General features: G+C 43.8%; 14 protein-coding genes and 5 tRNA genes. 10 read left to right on the forward strand and 9 right to left on the reverse strand.

Going from position 1 to position 17,410, the window contains the following annotated elements:
* Positions 1-47: 47 nt before the first annotated feature.
* From K5620_RS07975 to K5620_RS07985, 3 genes are all read right to left on the reverse strand, one after another.
* Positions 48-644 (reverse strand): Yip1 family protein, encoded by a 597-nt coding sequence (locus K5620_RS07975; protein WP_016400683.1) that lies wholly within the window; start codon positions 642-644, stop codon positions 48-50.
* Between the two features lie 192 nt (positions 645-836).
* Entirely contained in the window at positions 837-1,586 is a 750-nt protein-coding gene (locus K5620_RS07980; RefSeq protein ID WP_016400682.1) for a UDP-2,3-diacylglucosamine diphosphatase, read from the reverse strand.
* 6 nt (positions 1,587-1,592) lie between these two features.
* Positions 1,593-2,090 carry a peptidylprolyl isomerase gene (locus K5620_RS07985; RefSeq protein ID WP_016400681.1) on the reverse strand — a complete coding sequence of 166 codons (498 nt, stop codon included), beginning with the start codon at positions 2,088-2,090 and terminating at the stop codon, positions 1,593-1,595.
* A 152-nt stretch (positions 2,091-2,242) separates the two neighbouring features.
* Between K5620_RS07985 and cysS the strand changes: the two genes are divergently transcribed.
* Positions 2,243-3,622 (forward strand): cysteine--tRNA ligase, encoded by a 1,380-nt coding sequence (gene cysS, locus K5620_RS07990; RefSeq protein ID WP_016400680.1) that lies wholly within the window; start codon positions 2,243-2,245, stop codon positions 3,620-3,622.
* A 43-nt stretch (positions 3,623-3,665) separates the two neighbouring features.
* On the opposite strand, the gene K5620_RS07995 is transcribed toward cysS, so the two are convergent.
* The 4 genes from K5620_RS07995 to K5620_RS08010 all read right to left on the reverse strand — a co-directional run bounded on the left by K5620_RS07995 (position 3,666) and on the right by K5620_RS08010 (position 7,565).
* Positions 3,666-4,394: a substrate-binding periplasmic protein gene (locus K5620_RS07995; protein ID WP_016400679.1), complete on the reverse strand. Its 729-nt coding sequence runs from the start codon at positions 4,392-4,394 to the stop codon at positions 3,666-3,668.
* Positions 4,395-4,492: 98 nt separating this feature from the next.
* Positions 4,493-5,350, reverse strand: a complete 858-nt coding sequence (folD, locus tag K5620_RS08000; RefSeq protein ID WP_016400678.1) for a bifunctional methylenetetrahydrofolate dehydrogenase/methenyltetrahydrofolate cyclohydrolase FolD — start codon at positions 5,348-5,350, stop codon at positions 4,493-4,495.
* A 177-nt stretch (positions 5,351-5,527) separates the two neighbouring features.
* On the reverse strand, positions 5,528-7,192 hold the full coding sequence (locus tag K5620_RS08005) for a putative transporter (RefSeq protein ID WP_016400677.1): 1,665 nt from the start codon (positions 7,190-7,192) through the stop codon (positions 5,528-5,530).
* Positions 7,193-7,400: 208 nt separating this feature from the next.
* A complete protein-coding gene (locus tag K5620_RS08010) occupies positions 7,401-7,565 on the reverse strand; it encodes a hypothetical protein (protein ID WP_215426346.1) in 165 nt (54 codons plus the stop codon).
* 46 nt (positions 7,566-7,611) lie between these two features.
* Between K5620_RS08010 and K5620_RS08015 the strand changes: the two genes are divergently transcribed.
* From K5620_RS08015 to K5620_RS08035, 5 genes are all read left to right on the forward strand, one after another.
* Positions 7,612-7,688 (forward strand) — tRNA-Pro (locus K5620_RS08015).
* A gap of 47 nt (positions 7,689-7,735) precedes the next feature.
* Positions 7,736-7,812, forward strand: a tRNA-Arg gene (locus tag K5620_RS08020).
* Positions 7,813-7,843: 31 nt separating this feature from the next.
* Positions 7,844-7,919: transfer RNA gene (locus tag K5620_RS08025), tRNA-His, on the forward strand.
* A gap of 43 nt (positions 7,920-7,962) precedes the next feature.
* Positions 7,963-8,047, forward strand: a tRNA-Leu gene (locus tag K5620_RS08030).
* Between the two features lie 134 nt (positions 8,048-8,181).
* A tRNA-Pro gene (locus K5620_RS08035) sits at positions 8,182-8,258 on the forward strand.
* A 480-nt stretch (positions 8,259-8,738) separates the two neighbouring features.
* Here K5620_RS08035 and K5620_RS08040 read toward each other — a convergent pair.
* Together K5620_RS08040 and K5620_RS08045 are read right to left on the reverse strand one after the other, a co-directional pair.
* Positions 8,739-9,704, reverse strand: a complete 966-nt coding sequence (locus tag K5620_RS08040; RefSeq protein WP_246612318.1) for a MalM family protein — start codon at positions 9,702-9,704, stop codon at positions 8,739-8,741.
* Positions 9,705-9,960: 256 nt separating this feature from the next.
* Complete coding sequence (locus K5620_RS08045; protein WP_016400674.1) at positions 9,961-11,292, reverse strand: carbohydrate porin; 1,332 nt, start codon at positions 11,290-11,292, stop codon at positions 9,961-9,963.
* A gap of 841 nt (positions 11,293-12,133) precedes the next feature.
* On the opposite strand from K5620_RS08045, the gene K5620_RS08050 reads away from it, so the two are divergent.
* The 4 genes from K5620_RS08050 to K5620_RS08065 all read left to right on the forward strand — a co-directional run bounded on the left by K5620_RS08050 (position 12,134) and on the right by K5620_RS08065 (position 17,363).
* A complete protein-coding gene (locus K5620_RS08050) occupies positions 12,134-13,954 on the forward strand; it encodes a carbohydrate-binding protein (RefSeq protein WP_016400672.1) in 1,821 nt (606 codons plus the stop codon).
* A gap of 283 nt (positions 13,955-14,237) precedes the next feature.
* Positions 14,238-14,942, forward strand: coding sequence for a phytanoyl-CoA dioxygenase family protein (locus K5620_RS08055; RefSeq protein ID WP_016400671.1), 705 nt, complete (start codon positions 14,238-14,240; stop codon positions 14,940-14,942).
* Between the two features lie 112 nt (positions 14,943-15,054).
* Complete coding sequence (locus K5620_RS08060; RefSeq protein WP_016400670.1) at positions 15,055-16,062, forward strand: LacI family DNA-binding transcriptional regulator; 1,008 nt, start codon at positions 15,055-15,057, stop codon at positions 16,060-16,062.
* A 59-nt stretch (positions 16,063-16,121) separates the two neighbouring features.
* Positions 16,122-17,363 (forward strand): ABC transporter substrate-binding protein, encoded by a 1,242-nt coding sequence (locus tag K5620_RS08065; protein WP_016400669.1) that lies wholly within the window; start codon positions 16,122-16,124, stop codon positions 17,361-17,363.
* Positions 17,364-17,410: the final 47 nt, after the last annotated feature.

The following is a 17,410-nucleotide window of genomic DNA, read 5'->3' on the forward strand; positions in this document are numbered from 1 at the left end:
TAAAAAAGCTCGCTTAGTTGCGAGCTTTTTTTTGTTTTGGCCTTGCGTCAGTTCGCAAAGATGGGGCCTGCGCCGCTAGACCATAAAATAACAGTTGAGATGAGCACGGTCACTAACATCACCAAGCCTACAGTAACTAGGCTACTGGCAAAGATGAAGCCTCGCTCTTCTGGGATGTGCATAATGATAGGCACACCCGTGTACAGCAAATATACGGCGTAAGTAACTCCAACTAAGCCGGCAACCATAACAAACCAAGGTTCTGGATAAAGCGCGGCGAAACCCACCATATAAATTGGCGTGGCTACGTAAGCAGATAGCTCTAGGGTTTGCTGGTAGGTGGTATCGGTATTAAACGTTTTTGCCATCCAAAGCGCTGCATAAGCTAAGCACAACACTACGGTAACCATGGCTGCATACATAGCCACAGACATGAAAATCGCACTGTCGCTGGTTAATGAAAAGCTATTTGCTCCCACCTTCCAACCAATGTGTACGGTAGAAAAGTAACCACAAATGGCAGGAATAAGTGCCATAAGTAATAAGTGCGACAAGCTCGCTCCGATCCCTTCGTGGTGCTTGTCAATGTCTTGCCATTCTTCTTTTGTATGTGAAGCTAGTCCCCAAACATGACTAAATAACATAGGCGCGTCCTCGCTAAAATTAACATTAATGCAACATTAATGATTAAGTTATGCGCGATGTCTATGAAATCGTCAAGTAGTTTATTAATTAAACGATTCTGCTGAGAATTTGGGTAAGAGTAGAGTATTCAAGTGCTTGGCTTGGTTTATTAACAATTTACCTAAGCAAAGTGCTAGTACTTAATGTTTAAATTATTGACCAAGCTCAAGCTTCTGTAGCTGACCTTTAGCGCTAAGTTCTAATCCGTTTCGATCAATTTTTAATACACTCATTTGTTGGTACCAATCTCCAAGTACTACCCGATACTTGATTGTATTATTGGTTTGCTCAATAGAGTGGATATCTGGTCGGTGGGTATGACCGTGGATCATGTAGTCGATAGCCTGACCTTCAAAGCGTTGTTCAACGGCTTGTTGGTTAACATCCATAATGCCAAGCGATTTGCTGGTGTTGGCTTGTTTACTTTTACTGCGGATTTTGTTGGCAATTTTTTGCCGAACAAATAGAGGCAGCAATAAAAATAAGCGCCTAAGCCAAAGCTTTTGAGTTACCTCGCGGTACTCTTGATAACCTACATCGTCAGTGCATAAGGTATCGCCATGCAAAATTAAGACTTTATGACCGTAAAGATCTACCAATGTTTCTTCTTCAAGCAAGGTCATGCCGCAGCATTGTGCGTAAGCTTTGCCTACCATAAAGTCTCGGTTACCATGAATAAAGTAACTTGGCACACCTTTATCAGACAAAGCTTTTAACGCTTGTTCTACTTGCTTGGCCACCGGTGTTTTATCGTCATCACCAATCCAAAACTCGAATAAGTCGCCCAAAATGTAGAGGGCTTCGGCCTTAGGGGCTTGTTGCTGCAAAAAGTCGAGAAAGGCCTGAATAATGTCAGGCCGATCTTCACTTAGATGTAAATCTGAAATGAAATAGGTGTGCACGTAAGCTTATTCCGCAACACTTACAGAAGTGATTAGTACTTCTTCTAAAGGAACGTCTGAGTGAACATAACCAAAGTTACCAGTGTCTACGCCTTTGATTTTGTTAACTACATCCATGCCTTCAACGACTTCTCCAAATACGCAGTAACCCCATCCTTCGGTGGTCTCTGCTTTAAAGTCTAGGAAGGTGTTGTCATTCACGTTGATGAAAAACTGGGCAGAAGCTGAGTGAGGATCCATGGTGCGAGCCATTGCCAAGGTGCCAGTTTTGTTAGATAAACCGTTGTTCGCCTCGTTTTTAATTGGCGCTTTGGTTTCTTTCTCTTCCATGCCAGATGCAAAGCCACCGCCTTGAACCATAAAGCCATCGATTACGCGGTGGAAGATAGTGTCGTTGTAAAATCCATCTTTTGCATAAGCAATGAAGTTAGCAGCTGTTTCAGGCGCTTCAGCGGTGTTTAGTTTAACCACGATGTCGCCAAAATTTGTATGTAAAGTAACCATTGTTTCACCCTTTTTTGGTAAGTGCACCGATTCTAAACTTTCCCATGTCTACTGACTAGTCACAGCGCTTAATTCGGCTGTTTTTCCTCAGGCGCAGTGTTAGAATAGCCAACCTTAGCAATAGTCAGTAAATGGAACAGGAAACCAATTTGATGTTACAGATATACAATACTTTAACCCGCAAGAAACAAGCGTTTAAGCCCTTAGTAGAAGGGAAAGTGGGTATGTATGTTTGTGGAGTTACCATTTACGACTACTGTCACATTGGCCACGCGCGTACGTTTGTTGCTTTTGATACGGTTGCTCGCTACTTACGTTGGTCGGGGTACGAGCTAAATTTTGTTCGCAACATTACCGACGTAGACGACAAAATTATTAAACGTGCTGCTGAAAACGGCGAAAGCTGTGATGCCTTAACCGAGCGTTTTACTAAAGCAATGCATGCTGACTTTGATGCACTGAATATGCTGCGCCCTGATATTGAGCCTCGGGTAACAACGCATATGCCAGAAATCATTGAAGTGATAGAAAAGCTGATTGCTAACGGCCATGCTTATGTTGCCGATAGTGGTGATGTACTGTTTGAAGTAAGCACCTTCGCCGATTACGGCAAGCTGAGCTTACAAAACTTAGACATGCTACAAGCAGGCGCGCGAGTAGAAGTAGAAGAAGACAAGCGTAATCCTCTTGATTTTGTGTTGTGGAAAAGTGCCAAACCTGGTGAGCCTATGTGGGATTCTCCATGGGGTAAAGGTCGCCCTGGCTGGCACATTGAATGTTCAGCAATGAATATGAAGCACTTAGGGGATGTATTTGATATTCACGGTGGCGGTTCAGATTTAGCCTTCCCACACCATGAAAACGAAATTGCTCAATCTTGCTGCGCCCATAAAACCAATTACGTGAACTACTGGATGCACTCTGGCATGGTTCAGGTAAACAAAGAGAAAATGTCTAAGTCTTTAGGTAACTTCTTCACCATCAAAGATGTGTTAGAAGTGTATGATCCTGAAACAGTGCGTTACTTCTTGTTGTCTGGCCATTACCGCAGCCAGTTAAATTACTCTGAAGACAACTTAAAGCAATCTCGCTCGGCTCTTGAGCGTTTGTATACTGCCTTGCGTGGTATTGAGCTGGTAGCTGTAGACGAACAAGTAGCAGGTGCTTATCGTGAACCGTTTAAGGCTGCGATGGATGACGATTTTAATACACCAGAAGCCTTGCCTGTTTTATTCGAGTTAGCAAAAGAAATTAACCGGGTTAAAGACAGCAATGCAATGTTAGCCGGCCAGTATGCTAGCTTGTTGATAGAACTTAGCGCGGTGCTTGGCATTTTGACACAAGATGTAGAAACCTTTTTGCAAGGTGAGCACGATAGTGAAGTGGCTGAGATTGAGGCTTTGATTGCTGCGCGTAATCAAGCGCGAGCTGATAAAGATTGGGCTGCAGCAGACATTGCACGTAATCGCCTAACCGAAATGGGTATTGTGTTGGAAGACGGTGCGGCAGGCACCACTTGGCGTAAAGCCTAAGCAAGGTTTACAGATAACAAAAAGGCAGCCTAGGCTGCCTTTTTTACATCTTGTATTTCTTTAATAAGCTTTGATATTGCTCGCCAGAGGTCACTTTGCTTAGTGCGGCTCTAAAGCGTTGCAAATAATCTGGGTCAGTCCCTTGGCTAAATGCATAACAACCCTCTAACTTACCCAGCTGATGAACAGGTTCAAATAGCTCACTTTCAAATCCTAAGGCTTTAGCGGTTTGCTCGACGACCTCGGGTTCAGAAGCAATAACATCAACACGCTCGCGCTTTAACATGCGTAAGGCTTTTTCTAAGTCTTCAGTAAGTGATATCTGCTCAAATTCAACGCCTTTATAGAGCAAGAGCTGTTCGCCAACGCCGGCCTTCATAGCGCCAAATAGGAGTTTTGAATTTGGCCCAATTTGGTCAATTTTGATAGCGCGTGACTTTAAAGCGATGAGTTTAATATTGGAGGTAGTTATGGGGCAGGCCCAGTGAAACATGTGTTCTCTACGGGGGCTACGCATGGTAAGAAACAATGCCATATTGGGGCGATGCTGTAGCAAGTAGTAGGCTTTTTCCCAGGTTTGCACTTTAATAGGCTGAGGATCTTCGCCCATCTCTTGCCACACTAAACGCAGTAGCTCTACAGAAATACCGGTTAGGTGAGCATCTTCTACATAGTTAAAAGGGCGCAGGTTTTCCGTTACAAAGCTAATGTTTTCTGCACGAGCGGCAAAAGGTAAGGTTAAACACAGCAATAATAAGTAACGGTGGAGCATAAGTAATCCTAATCTAGTCCCTTTGTTAAAATTAGCTTACTTTTGATTAAGTTGCAGTGAAAATGGCGAATACTTGATCTGAGTATTCGCCCAACCGACTATTTGTCGTGGAACTCTTCACAGGCTTCTAAGGTGTTTTGAATAAGTGTTGCCACTGTCATTGGGCCAACTCCACCAGGTACTGGCGTAATAAACGCGGCATTTTGACGAGCAACTTCATATTCAACATCACCAGCTAGTTTACCGTTGTCTAAGCGGTTAATGCCTACATCGATCACCATTGCTCCGGGTTTAATCCATTCGCCAGGAATAAATTGCGGTTTACCTACTGCAACAACTACTAAATCGGCGCGACGCACATGCGCTTCTAGGTCTTTAGTGAAACGGTGACAAGTGGTGGTAGTGCAGCCGGCTAGCAATAACTCTAAGGTCATTGGTCGGCCAACAATGTTCGAGGCACCAACAACCACGGCTTCTAGGCCGTAAGGGCTGACACCGGTTGATTCAATAAGGGTAATAATGCCTTTGGGAGTACATGGGCGCAGTGCTGGAATACGTTGAGCTAATCGACCAATGTTATAAGGATGAAAACCATCTACATCTTTGTCTGGGCGAATACGCTCAACCACTTTGGTTTCATCGATACCTTCGGGTAAAGGCAATTGCACTAAGATTCCGTCGATTAGTGGGTCATCGTTAAGTTTGTCAATTTCGGCTAATAGCGTTTGCTCATCAGTGTTGTCATCTAAGTCGATAGACTTCGAAATAAAGCCAACGGCTTCACATACGCGGCGTTTGCTGCCTACATAAACTTGAGAGGCTGGGTTATCGCCTACTAAAATCACGGCTAAACCTGGAGCACGTTTCCCTTCAGCGACTCTTTGCTTAACACGCTCAGCAACTTGATCTTGAACTTGTTGAGCGATTTTTTTTCCATCAATTATTTGTGCAGACATTGATTCTTCTTTAACGAGTGATTGACCATGCTAGAGGGCGCTATTTTGGCATGATAGGCGAATAAATGTCAGATCTTTTTTTTAGCAAAAAGGAGGGTTTTAAAAAGAAAATGAGTGAAACGGGGGAATTTATAAAGCGGATAAAGCAAAAGCCTGCTTGCGCAGGCCTTTATATAACTAAGCAGCAACCCAGAGTAATACAGCGATTACTTGCGGTGATAAAATCCGTAAACACATTACCAAAGGGTACACCGTAGCGTAGGCTAAGGCCGAGGCACCGCTGGTACTGTGAATAGAGTTAGCAAATGCCAACGCTGGTGGATCGGTCATCGAACCTGCCATCAAACCACATAGGCTTAAGTAATTCACTTTTAGAACGTAACGCCCAATAAAGCCAATAATAAGCAGGGGAATAAGGGTTATAAAAGCGCCATAGAACATCCAGCTAAGGCCATCGCCCTCGACTAAAGTTTCAATGAAGTTAGCACCCGAGTTAATACCTACAACCGCCAAAAATAGCACAATTCCTATCTCTCTAAGTGCTAAGTTGGCACTTGGTGGCATAAACCAGTAAAGGCGGCCAATACTGCCAATTCTCGCAAGAATAATTGCCACAATAAGTGGGCCTCCAGCTAAGCCAAGCTTAAGAGGAGCCGGCAAGCTTGGAATTGCTAAAGGTAAAGAACCAAGTAAAACACCTAAGCCAATACCAATGAAAATAGGCAGCATTTGCACATGCTGTAACTTGCTACGCACGTTGCCTAAGCTTTTGGCTACTTTTTCAATGTCTTGGCTAGGGCCTACGATATTAAGAATATCGCCAAACTGTAAAATGGTGTCTTTGTTAGCGACTAGCTCAACACCGGCACGGTTTAGACGCGAGATAATTACGTCGAAGCTATGTTTTAAATCTAACTCGCTGAGTTTTTTACCTAAAATCCGCTCCTCGGTGACTACAACCCGCTCGCTGCGAAGCAAGGTCCCTTTAGTAGAAAGAGATTCATTAATCTCTTGGCCAATAATTAAGGTGGCTTGTTCTAGTTTATTGCGGTCGGGTCCAACCAAGTGCAGGTAGTCGCCTAGGTGCATCAGCATATCGGCACCAGGTACTTTTAGTTCGCCATCTGATTTTACTCGCGAACAAATCACATCTTCGCCAATCAGTTTACTCAACTCTGAGAAAGCAATGCCATTTAGGTTGGGGTTTTCAATAATAACGTTTATATCGAGTAGGCTTTGTTTCTTTTTACCTTTGGCATTATCGAAGTCTTCTGCTTCTTTTTCGATATCAACGCGAAAGGCAAGGCGGATGATCCACATAGTGAGCAAGATGCCTAAAATGCCAAAGGGGTAAGCCATTGCATAACCTAAACCGAGTACGGTGGTTTCTTCTGTAGCCATACCTAGTTCTTGTAGAATTTGCTGACCAGCTGCTAGAGAGGGGGTATTGGTAACCGCGCCGCTGTATATGCCTAAAAATACGTTTAAAGGCAGGTCGAAAATAAAATGAAGTGCAACTGCAGTAACGCCGCCCAATACGACTATGCCAACGGCTAGTAGGTTTAATCGTAAGCCGCTTGCTTTAAGTGAGGCAAAAAAACCTGGACCTACTTGGATACCAATGGTGTAAACAAATAAGATAAGGCCAAACTCTTTGATAAAATGTAGTGCGTGTGGATCAAGGTGCCAGCCAAATTGTTTGATGAAGTGGCCAACAAATAGGCCTCCAAACAATACGCCGCCTATACCTAAGCCAACACCACGAACCTTTATCCCACCAAACCATAGGCCTATAACAGCCACTGCTGATAGCACTAAGATGGATAACGCAACTTCACTCATGAGATTCCATTCCAATCGTAAAAAACATTCTGTGTTTAAATAACCAGCACGAGACTACTACTTTAGTCGTAGTTAACTATTGATTTGGATTAATAAATAACAATGATCCAAATAAACAGTGCCTACGTTTCAAATGTGGAAGTGCAAAGCTTGTTGATTGGCACATGCTGTTTGTTTGCTGATAAATAGCGCTAGATATTGTTGAAATTCACCCATTTTGGCTATGCTGTAACCAATCGGTAAATATCAGTAAAAAACTGTTTGACGCTGACCAATCAAGTGGGTAGTATTCGCCTCCGTTGAAGGGCACAATCAGTGCTTTAAACAAATCGGTGAATAGCGTAGTTTGATAGCGCATCGCCGCGAAGCTCATAAAGAGCGGGACCAGAGGGTATAGCCTTCTAAAATATCAAAGCAATCGGTGATTAGCGCAGCTTGGTAGCGCATCTGGTTTGGGACCAGAGGGTCGGGAGTTCGAATCTCTCATCACCGACCAAATTTTTGAAGCCTAGTGTTTATACTGGGTTATTTGACGCTAAAGATGCGCCCTTAGCTCATCTGGATAGAGCAACGGCCTTCTAAGCCGTAGGTAGTAGGTTCGAGTCCTACAGGGTGCGCCAAATACATGCTCTAGTAGCATAAAAGTTTGTGGTGGGTATAGCTCAGTTGGTAGAGCCCCGGATTGTGATTCCGGTTGTCGTGGGTTCAAATCCCATTACTCACCCCATTATTCGACTACATTGCCATAGCAGTGTTGCGAAAATAGTTTTGCGGAAGTGGCGGAATTGGTAGACGCGCTAGATTTAGGTTCTAGTATCGCAAGGTGTGAGAGTTCAAGTCTCTCCTTCCGCACCATTATTGGTGTAAGCGTAGGTAACGCTTAAAAATACCAACTAGTTTTCGGTGATTAGCGCAACTTGGTAGTGCATCGTCGCGAAGCTCATAAAGAGCGGGACCAGAGAGTCTGGTAAACATACCAAGTCAAATTTCGGTGATTAGCGCAGCTTGGTAGCGCATCTGGTTTGGGACCAGAGGGTCGGGAGTTCGAATCTCTCATCACCGACCACTACATGAAGCCCCGTCAGTAATGACGGGGCTTTTTTGTATTTGGCGTTTATTGAATTTTGAGTGTTTGTGTCGGGAGTTCGCCTATTAAGCTTGGCTCATCACCGACCACTACATGAAGCCTCGTCAGTAATGACGGGGCTTTTTTGTATTTGGTGTTTATTGAATTTTGAGTATTGGTGTCGGGAGTTCGGCTGTTAAGCTTGGCTCATCACGACCACTACATGAAGCCTCGTCAGCAATGACGGGGCTTTTTTGTATTTGGTGTTTATTGAATTTTGAGTGTTGGTGTCGGGAGTTCGGCTGTTAAGCTTGGCTTATCATCGACCATTATCTAAAGCCTTGTTTACAGTGGTAAGGCTCCTTGTAATTAACGTTTATCGAAGTTTAAACGTTTGTGTCGGGAGTTAGCTGCCTCAACGCACCTCCAAATACAAAAGAGAGCCGTAGCTCTCTTCTGATGTAAAATTTAAAGCTATCGCTAGTGATGCTTTTTCATTGCTTCAACCAAGGCATCGCGGGCTGAGGTTGAACCTGCACGCTCTGCTTCTTCCACAAAGCTTAACGCTTTATCAAAGTCACTGGCTTTTACCGCATTTTCGATAAGTTGATTAAACATTGCTTCGGTTTCTGGTTGTATAGGGCTGGTTTTGATTTTTGCTGAACTTACTGCAACAGCGCTTGCAGTGCTGGCTGCAGCAGGCTCTGAAATTAATGCGTCTGTAGAGCTTTGCTGTTCAACCATGTCATTAGCTGAGCTAGCAGCCCCTGGTGCGTAATCGAAGGCTAAGCGGAATACACCGGTAGCTGTGTGGGCAATGGGTTGGTTGCTGTACATTTTTACTACATCGGCCTCTCTACCTAACTCCACTGCTTTTGGATCGGGTGGGTCGAGTTTAGTGGTTTGTTGCATCGCTTGGTCTGTTGTAAGCACCACTAGGTACTTAGCTTGTCTCCCATCTCGAAACACTGCGGGTAATTCCACATTGCCAAAAAAACGGTCAATACTTAATAGCGAGCCGTTCTCGTAATTGATAGTTTCTTCCCCGTAAACATCAATGGGGTCGAAGTTTTTGTCGAGTACTAATAGGGTAGGAGCAAAAACACTGGTAACAATGGGGGAAGATACCGCAACCTTAATGGGGCCATTTACTTCTGGTAATTCAATGGCTTTAACAAAGGATTTACCTGTTCTGAACTGAAAAGCGGGATCTTGAGTAGTAAGGGTAAAGTCAACTTTACCTGGCGCCGATATTTTTTGGTAATTGAGCTGTGACAAGTTAGAGCAACAAACAGGCGCTTGCTCTAAGGCTTGGTAACCAATGCTGGGATCTATTTTCTGTACAGTTTTTGCGTCAGCAGCACCATAATCAATAATCATACTCTTATTACTACTACAGGCCGCTGTTAACGCAACCATAGTTATTACTAGTAACTTTTTCATCATATCTTCCTTGTTGCTAAGCAAAGATCATTGCCTTCACCTTTATTTGTTGTTTTTGTTTTATCTTGTTGCTGTTTGTTGACTAAGTTATTGCTAATTCACAAAGGCTTAGCGTAAAGTAGGCAAGGTGAGTATTCGCCACAAATATTTCACCTTGCCTATTAGGGTTAGTAAAGCTTCGTCATCACCCGAAGTTTTACCGGAGTGTTTGAAGTTGGTGCCACACTAACTCCAATCACTTCTTCCTAAGGGCTCGTTTCTACCACCACATGTCCGCTTGAACACCGTAAACAAACTCACCTTTTTGCTCACCATTTGCATTGGTATTATCTTGGCCATTTGTCTTACCGTCGATGTAACTTGCTAACAAGCGGATCTCAGGAGCAGGGCCAGTACCAGTACCAATTACCCAAGTAGGAGCTATGGTTGCTTTGTACTGTGAAGATTCAAACAAAGTGTTACCGCCTGAGCCTTCTACGTCTGTTTCTGTGTAACCAAATTCAGTAGCAATGGTGAAATTGTCGATAGAGTTGATCAAGAACACAGGGCGAGCCATTGCTGACCACCATAAGCTCTTGTTGCCATTATCTAAATCGTCATACTGCATTTGTACAGACGGGAAGATCATAACGCTGCTGCCAAACCAGCCACCATAAGCTAAAGCGCGGTAAGATTTATCACCTTTATCTACGTGAGCCATGCCAACAGGGCCTTTACCAGCGCTGCCTGGCGCATAGCCGTTGTAGTTAGTGAATGACTTACCAAGCATGCTACTAGCACCTAGGCCTGAACCGGCTTGAACAGAGATTTTTGAGAAACCATTGCCCAACCAGAAGAAGTCTTTTGGTGTGTATTGAACATGCGCTTCAATACCATTAGTGGCAAACTCAGAAACAGTAATATTGCCATTTCCGTCATCACTGCGAGACACGTTGTCAGCCATGTATTTACCCACTAACTCTACACGCCAGTTGCCGTAATCGGCACGAGCGTGGCCTAAGTGAAGTGGGGCGCTTTCGTCGCTGCCATAGCCGTTGTCATCGGGGCGGTTACTCGCTAAGTAAGCAAAATCCCACTTACCGCCGCCTAGTTCCATTTGCTGAACACCCAAACCCGTGCCCGACCAATCTGTGTAGAAAAAGTCAGTCATGAAGATGTAGTTATCACGGCCGTAGTAGCGCTGACCACCCCACATTTTGCCGGTGTTTGTTAAGCCTTCAAACTCTACAAATCCCTCTAGTAAGCCAGTAGCTGAACCGTTAATCGAGTAGTTCTGCTGAGCTTCAAATGCATCTTCGCCAGTGTTGTGCTGACCTAAACGCGTTTTGATAGCAATTTTTTGACCGTTGTCTAGGGCCCACGTTTTGTTAAACGCTAGCTCGTAGAAGTCATCACTTTCAATACCTAAGCGACCTAAGCTTTCTTTAGATGCAGGGTAAAGTGCTTGGTTGCCGCCAGTTGAGCCGGTAAATAGCGCGCCAGAGCGGAAGTATCCGTGGAATTCGAATCCTTCTTCAGCTGCAACAGTTGTGCTAACTGCGCTAGCTGCAAGTGCCATTGAACATGCAACAGATAGTGCTTTAATTTTCATTTTAATTTAACTCCCTAAATATATTTCCGTATGTCTTCATTGGGCTTCCTTAAACATCGCTGTTTTGCCAAAAGACGATTCGATTATAGGGATCTGAAACCGGTTTTATTTTGAACTTCGTCACAATGATACCGGTTTCAATGATGTGTGGATCACAGTTCTATTTCGATTTTTAAAATTCATAAGCAAAAGTAAATTTTTGTTAACTATGCGGAGCGTTAGGGCAAAAATAAGCGATTTTGGATGGTAGCGTTAACATGTGATGTAGGGCGGTTTTTAGCTCGCCAATTAGATTATGCTTCAACTTTACAGTGTTCTATTGGATATCTTAATCAATTTAATCAATGGTTTATGGTTAATTGCTTATTGTGGGGGCTTATTCTTTACTACGCTATTCCAGATTGCTTGTAACAATCACGAGCAAATATGATTTTTAAAAGCTTGAATAACAAAATATTAACTTCGAGTTTGGTGCGAGCGCAAATGAATAGTAGAGCGATGATATTTTAGGCCTAGTGGCTAAGCGTTAGGCTTTAGAGTGTTGCTCGAAATGACCTTGTTTGTTTGCTATATATGGCATTGTCGAGTGGTGCTTATTCTGTATTTTTATTATAAGTGTCTGTTTTATATTTATTAAATTTCCAATGACAATCTGAAATTAGCAACTGCCTTCTCACTTTCTGCCACAAAAGCTCGCTCCTTTATTTATAGTTCGATGATTTTACTTTTAAGTAACACTTGTCTGAAACCGGTTTCATTTGTGTGTTTGAGTTCACGGTTTTAATTAGTTTGAGTGGTAAAGTAAAAGCGTTATTACGAGAACTTTATGGAAGAGCGATATATGAAGAAAAGGACAACTACCTCGGCAATACTGGGTGTTTCTCTAGCGGCGTTGTTAGGTGGGTGCGGAGCAACCAGTAAGGTTGAGCCTAATCTAGATGTAACATCGTACAAGCGTCATCAGTTTTTGCCTCCGCAGGGTAAGACCTTAATGTTTATTGGCCAAGACATACAAACTATTATTGAGTTTGTTGCTGACACAGGAGTGCAGCCTGCTGCTGTTACCGCTTACGCCTCGGCCGACTTAACCGGTGTGCTTAATGCTTTTCCTGAGTCGCATGGGTCTTTGGATATTCCTGCTTATGCTGAGGATTACCCAAACGCTACATTGGCGATAGGTTTGTGGCTAAAAAACACCTATAAGAAGTTAGCAGAGGGGCACCCACGTAGCGTCAATAATGTAGACCGTTTAGTAAAACATCTAAAGGGTTTGAACAGGCCAATTATGCTTAGAATTGGCTATGAAGTAGATGGTTACTGGAATAACTACCACCCAGAGGAGTTTAAAGCTGCTTGGAAGGTTATCACTGCTGCTATTGCCAAGAACGACGCGCAAAATATTACTACTGTTTGGCAAATTGCTGGCTATTGTGCATCTATGGACAACTCGGTGTTTACCGAAACTCAGAATAGTTTTAAGGGCTTAGATTATGACGCTTGGTACCCAGGCGATGAGCATGTTGATTGGCTGGGGCTTTCATATTTTTCCCAACCTCGTGATTGCCTAAGTGATACAGCTAAAAATGCCGCTGGTGGTTTGCCGATTGCTTTTGGCTCCTTGAGTGATGCTGACGAGCAAGGCAATAGTTTAGCTTTGGATAACATCATCGCTTACTTAAATGCAAAAGATAAACCTATCTTTGTTGCTGAAGCTAGCCCCAAATACTATTGGATTGAACGTGGCGAGTACAAACCCGATGCAGATACCACGGTGAATAACTTACTAAAAGTTAGTGGCGAGCAAATTTGGCAAGATTGGTATGAACCGTTCTTTGATTTTCTGGAACGTCATCAGCAATCAATTCGCGCAGTGTCTTACATCAACATGCATTGGGAGTCATTTGCTGGTTGGAGTTGCGACATTAAAAACACCCGCGCAGTTAAGCTTGGCTTAACCTGTAAAGATGGCATATGGGGTGATGCCAGAGTGCAAGTAAATCCATATATTAAGCAACAATTCTTTAATCGCCTAGACAACGGTAAGTATATTTATCGCCAAGAAGACGGCGGCTTTGATCAATTGAGTGGTTGGACTGAAGCCAGTGTTGCAATAACGGCAGCTACAGCCGCTAAGTCAGAAATAGCCAAGGTGGTTAAATCAAGCCCATTTCACGATAAACCTGCTGCAATTCCTGGTCGCATTCAAGCACAAGAGTACGATAAAGGAGGCGAGGGTGTAGCTTATAAAGATAGTTCGGGTATAAACCACGGTGCGAACGAATGGGGCATCCGCTTCCGTGAAGATGAACTTGTTGATATTGGCAAAGATCCCGAGACCGAAAGCTTCGTAGTTGGCTGGACAGCCAAAGGTGAGTGGTTGAATTACTCGGTTAGCGTGGCTGAAACAGGCACTTATACCGCTAACTTTAGGCTGGGGCATGGTGGGAAAAAAGCCGGCTCTTTCAAAGTGCTATTAAATGGCGAAAGACTCATCGAACAAGTAAACATTCCGGCAACTAAGAGCTGGGAAACCTACCAAGTAGTGAGTCTTGAGGAAATAACGCTAACTCAAGGTGAGCACTTACTTACCATCGAATTTACTGCAAGTGGTGACTATAACACGCCAGGAAACATTGACTGGTTCGAATTTGTTCAACAATAGGAGGTGCCTTAGTCGAATCTATTTCATTCCTCTTCCTTGGCTATATTAGCAATTGCATAGCCTTTGTTTGCCCGCATAGAATGCGGGCTTTTTTTGCGTTAATCAGCTTCAAATAAATGTTAATGTTTAGTTAATTATTACTGATCAAGATCTCATTTCTCTTTTAGATTACTTGTTTGTTTTCATAATCAATAATATTCTGAAACCAGTTTCAGGAACCGGTTTCATTTTGTGTTTTTTAATCGGATTCTGGGTTAAGGGAATAAGGTAAACTGGAGAAGAAATGGATCTTAAGGCACTTAGTGATCAGTTCTGGCGAGATGGCTACTTACTTATTGAAGACTTCTTTTCAATGCAGCTAATGGACCAAATGACCAATGCTATTAATGAGCACTATGGTGTAGATCCAGAATTTTGGCACACCAATGAATTTTTAGATCGTGCCAAAACCGAAGTGATTCCTTGGTTTCCGCAAAATGAAGGTTGCTTGTTGTTTAACGAGGTTGATCAGCACCCTTACTTCAAAGCACTTTCAAAAGCCGTGTTAGGCGAAGACAGCCAAACACTTTACTGCATGGTGATGTTTTCTAAACAAGGTACGGTAGGGCAGGCCTGGCACCAAGACTGCGACCCCGATGACCCTAAACGTTTCAATATTAATCGCCTCATCTACACCTCGGACATTCGCCAAGACATAGGTGGTGAAGTAGTTGTGGTGCCTCGCTCTCATTTGCGTGGTGAAATTCCAATTGGAGACCCAGAGGGTGAGTTACCAGGGCAATTAGTGCTGCGCCCGAAAAAAGGCAGCCTGATTTTCTTACATGGCCATACTTGGCATCGAGTGCTGCCCATCCATGGTGGAAATCGTATATCGACTAATTATCGCGCAGTTCCTAAAGGCACGCCTTTAGATATTACAGACATTTGTGTCTACCGGAATATGCGTTACCACTTTGGCAGCAATAAAGTGGTAGAAGAGCGACAGTGATAGCGTTAACATTTTTCACGACAAAACCCATAGAAATCGGTTCTGCAATTGCTAGTGACTGAAAATAAAGGTCTTATTAGAGCTAGCTGTGAAACCGCTTACGGAGAGCGTTGTGAATAACAAGAAAGTTACCATTAAAGATGTAGCCGCGAGGGCGAAGGTATCTCGTGCGTCAGTATCACGGGTATTAAACGATTACCCAGGTGTGAAACCAGAGTTGCGAGAGCGAGTTAATCAAGCCATGGATGAGTTGGGTTTTGCGCCCAACTATTTCTCTCAAGCCTTGGCAAAAGGGCGTTCGCAAAGTGTTGGTTTAATGGTGCGCTCTTTAGGCGGTTTCTTTTTTGGCAGCATCATGTGTGAGGTGGAAGAAGTTCTCACCAAGGCTGGGTATCAATGCATGGTTACTAGCGGGCATGGCACTTATGAGTCTGAGCGTGCAGCTATGGAATTTATGGTCTCGCGCCAATGTGACGCGATTATTGTGTATTCCGATTGTTTATCGGACGAAGAAATTATCAAGATTAACCAAGCAGGAAGCCCAGTAGTATTGATTTCCCGCTTTATTGAAGAATTGGACAGCCAGTGTATACGCTTCGACGACACCAGTGGAGCTTACCAGGCTACCAAGCACCTGATTGCTAACGGGCATAGTGATATTGCCACCATCACCGGACCTTTAAGTAATCAAGACGCGAGAGATAGATTAACCGGTTACCGCAAGGCTTTAGAGGAATTCGCAATTCCTTATCGTCCTGAGTTGGTATTGGAATCTAACTTTCAAGTCCCTGGCGGAAAGCTAGCAACTGAAAAGTTGTTAGCGGCTAAACATCACTTTAGCGCCGTCTTTTATGGTAACGACGAAATGGCGATTGGCGGAATTCAAGCGCTTAATCATGCCGGGTTGTCGGTACCTGAAGATGTCTCAGTGATTGGTTTTGAGGATGTGCCACTGAATGAATTCCTTAAACCCAAAATGAGCTCAATGAGGATACCTGTTGCAAGTATCGGCAACTTAGCTGCGAAACGCGCGTTAAGTTTGATTGCACAGGAAGAACTGGATTTAGCCCTTGAGGTTGATGTTCAACTGATGGAGCGCGAATCCGTTAAAACAATCTAGTTGTTCACTCCTACTGTGCAAATTTAGCAGTTTGAGTGACGCCCATAAGGATTTGAATAATGGAACTCAAAAAGCTTAGTTTAGCGCTAGTTATAGCAGGCACAACCGTGGCGGCACAGGCAGAAACAACCATTCGTTACGATTGTTGGCCAAACCACGATAAAACCGCCGTAGAAAAGATTGACGATTTTTACAAAGCCAACCCAGGCATTAAAGTTGAAGTACTGTCTAACAACTGGGTTGACCACCACAACAAACTGACCACGGCTCTAGCTACCGGCGATGGTGCTGGCGACGTGGTATGTATCGATGTAGAAAAGATTGGCGCCATTGTTAACCAAGGCGGCTTTGCCAACATGAGCAAAGCTTTTAACGCTGATCAGGATGAAAACAAATTTGCTCCATTTGCTTGGGCACAAGGTAAAGGCGCTGATGGCGAGCAATACGCGTTGCCGCTAAACGTTGGCCCAGGTGTAATGTATTACCGCCGTGAGCACATGCAAGATAAAGGCTTCAACCCTGAAGCCGTTACTAAAGATTGGGACGCATTAATGGCTTGGGGCGAAGAGCTAAAAACTAAAGGTGTTCCGTTAGTGGGTCATGCTGGCTCTATCGCTCAAGCAATCATCAATACCGAAGTAGAAGCGGGTAATAGTATTTACTTCGATAAAGATGATAACCCAATTGTAACTAACGAACGTTTTGTTAAAGCCTTTACTTACGCCAAAATGGCGCGTGAAAAAGGCCTTGATGCGCGTATTGGTGACTGGAGCTCCGAGTGGTTCGAAGGCTTGAAAAACGCCAATTTCGCTATTCAATTTTCGGGAGCTTGGTTAGCGGGTTTCCTAGAATCTTGGATCGCGCCTGATACGGGCGGTAAGTGGGGCGTAAGTGGTTTACCTGCGGGTAATTACGGTTCATGGGGGGGGACATTCCTTGCGATCCCTGAGCAAAGCAAGAATAAAGAAGAAGCCTACAAATTAGTTGAATACTTAACTAAAAACCGCGACATCGTGTTGTACGAATTTAAAACCAATGCTGCTTTCCCTGCATTAAAAAGTTCTTACGACGCGCCAATGTTCCAAGAAGAAATGCCTTTCTTAGGTGGCCAAAAAGCTCGCCTATTGTGGACAGAAATTGCTGAAAACATTAAGCCAATTAAACCTTCTAAAGCCGATAACATCGCCCGCGCGATTATTTTAGAGCAAGCGTTACCAGCGGTAGTAGAAGAAGGCAAAGATGTGAAAGAAGCCTTGGCTGATGCCGAGAAACAAATAAAACGCCGCATGCGTAGTTTGTAAGCTTCACCGTCTCTTTCTAATTACTGGGCGACTGTCGTCGCTCAGTT

This window comes from Agarivorans albus, from assembly GCF_019670105.1.
Classification (GTDB): domain Bacteria; phylum Pseudomonadota; class Gammaproteobacteria; order Enterobacterales; family Celerinatantimonadaceae; genus Agarivorans; species Agarivorans albus.

Coding starts and splice junctions, on each gene's coding strand:
- K5620_RS08005 (WP_016400677.1), bottom strand. CDS start 7,192: ATGAGTGAAGTTGCGTTATCCATCTTAGTGCTATCAGCAGTGGCTGTT.
- K5620_RS07995 (WP_016400679.1), bottom strand. CDS start 4,394: ATGCTCCACCGTTACTTATTATTGCTGTGTTTAACCTTACCTTTTGCC.
- K5620_RS08055 (WP_016400671.1), top strand. CDS start 14,238: ATGGATCTTAAGGCACTTAGTGATCAGTTCTGGCGAGATGGCTACTTA.
- folD (WP_016400678.1), bottom strand. CDS start 5,350: ATGTCTGCACAAATAATTGATGGAAAAAAAATCGCTCAACAAGTTCAA.
- K5620_RS08040 (WP_246612318.1), bottom strand. CDS start 9,704: ATGATGAAAAAGTTACTAGTAATAACTATGGTTGCGTTAACAGCGGCC.
- K5620_RS08010 (WP_215426346.1), bottom strand. CDS start 7,565: ATGAGCTTCGCGGCGATGCGCTATCAAACTACGCTATTCACCGATTTG.
- K5620_RS08045 (WP_016400674.1), bottom strand. CDS start 11,292: ATGAAAATTAAAGCACTATCTGTTGCATGTTCAATGGCACTTGCAGCT.
- K5620_RS07975 (WP_016400683.1), bottom strand. CDS start 644: ATGTTATTTAGTCATGTTTGGGGACTAGCTTCACATACAAAAGAAGAA.
- K5620_RS08050 (WP_016400672.1), top strand. CDS start 12,134: ATGAAGAAAAGGACAACTACCTCGGCAATACTGGGTGTTTCTCTAGCG.
- K5620_RS08065 (WP_016400669.1), top strand. CDS start 16,122: ATGGAACTCAAAAAGCTTAGTTTAGCGCTAGTTATAGCAGGCACAACC.
- K5620_RS07985 (WP_016400681.1), bottom strand. CDS start 2,090: ATGGTTACTTTACATACAAATTTTGGCGACATCGTGGTTAAACTAAAC.
- cysS (WP_016400680.1), top strand. CDS start 2,243: ATGTTACAGATATACAATACTTTAACCCGCAAGAAACAAGCGTTTAAG.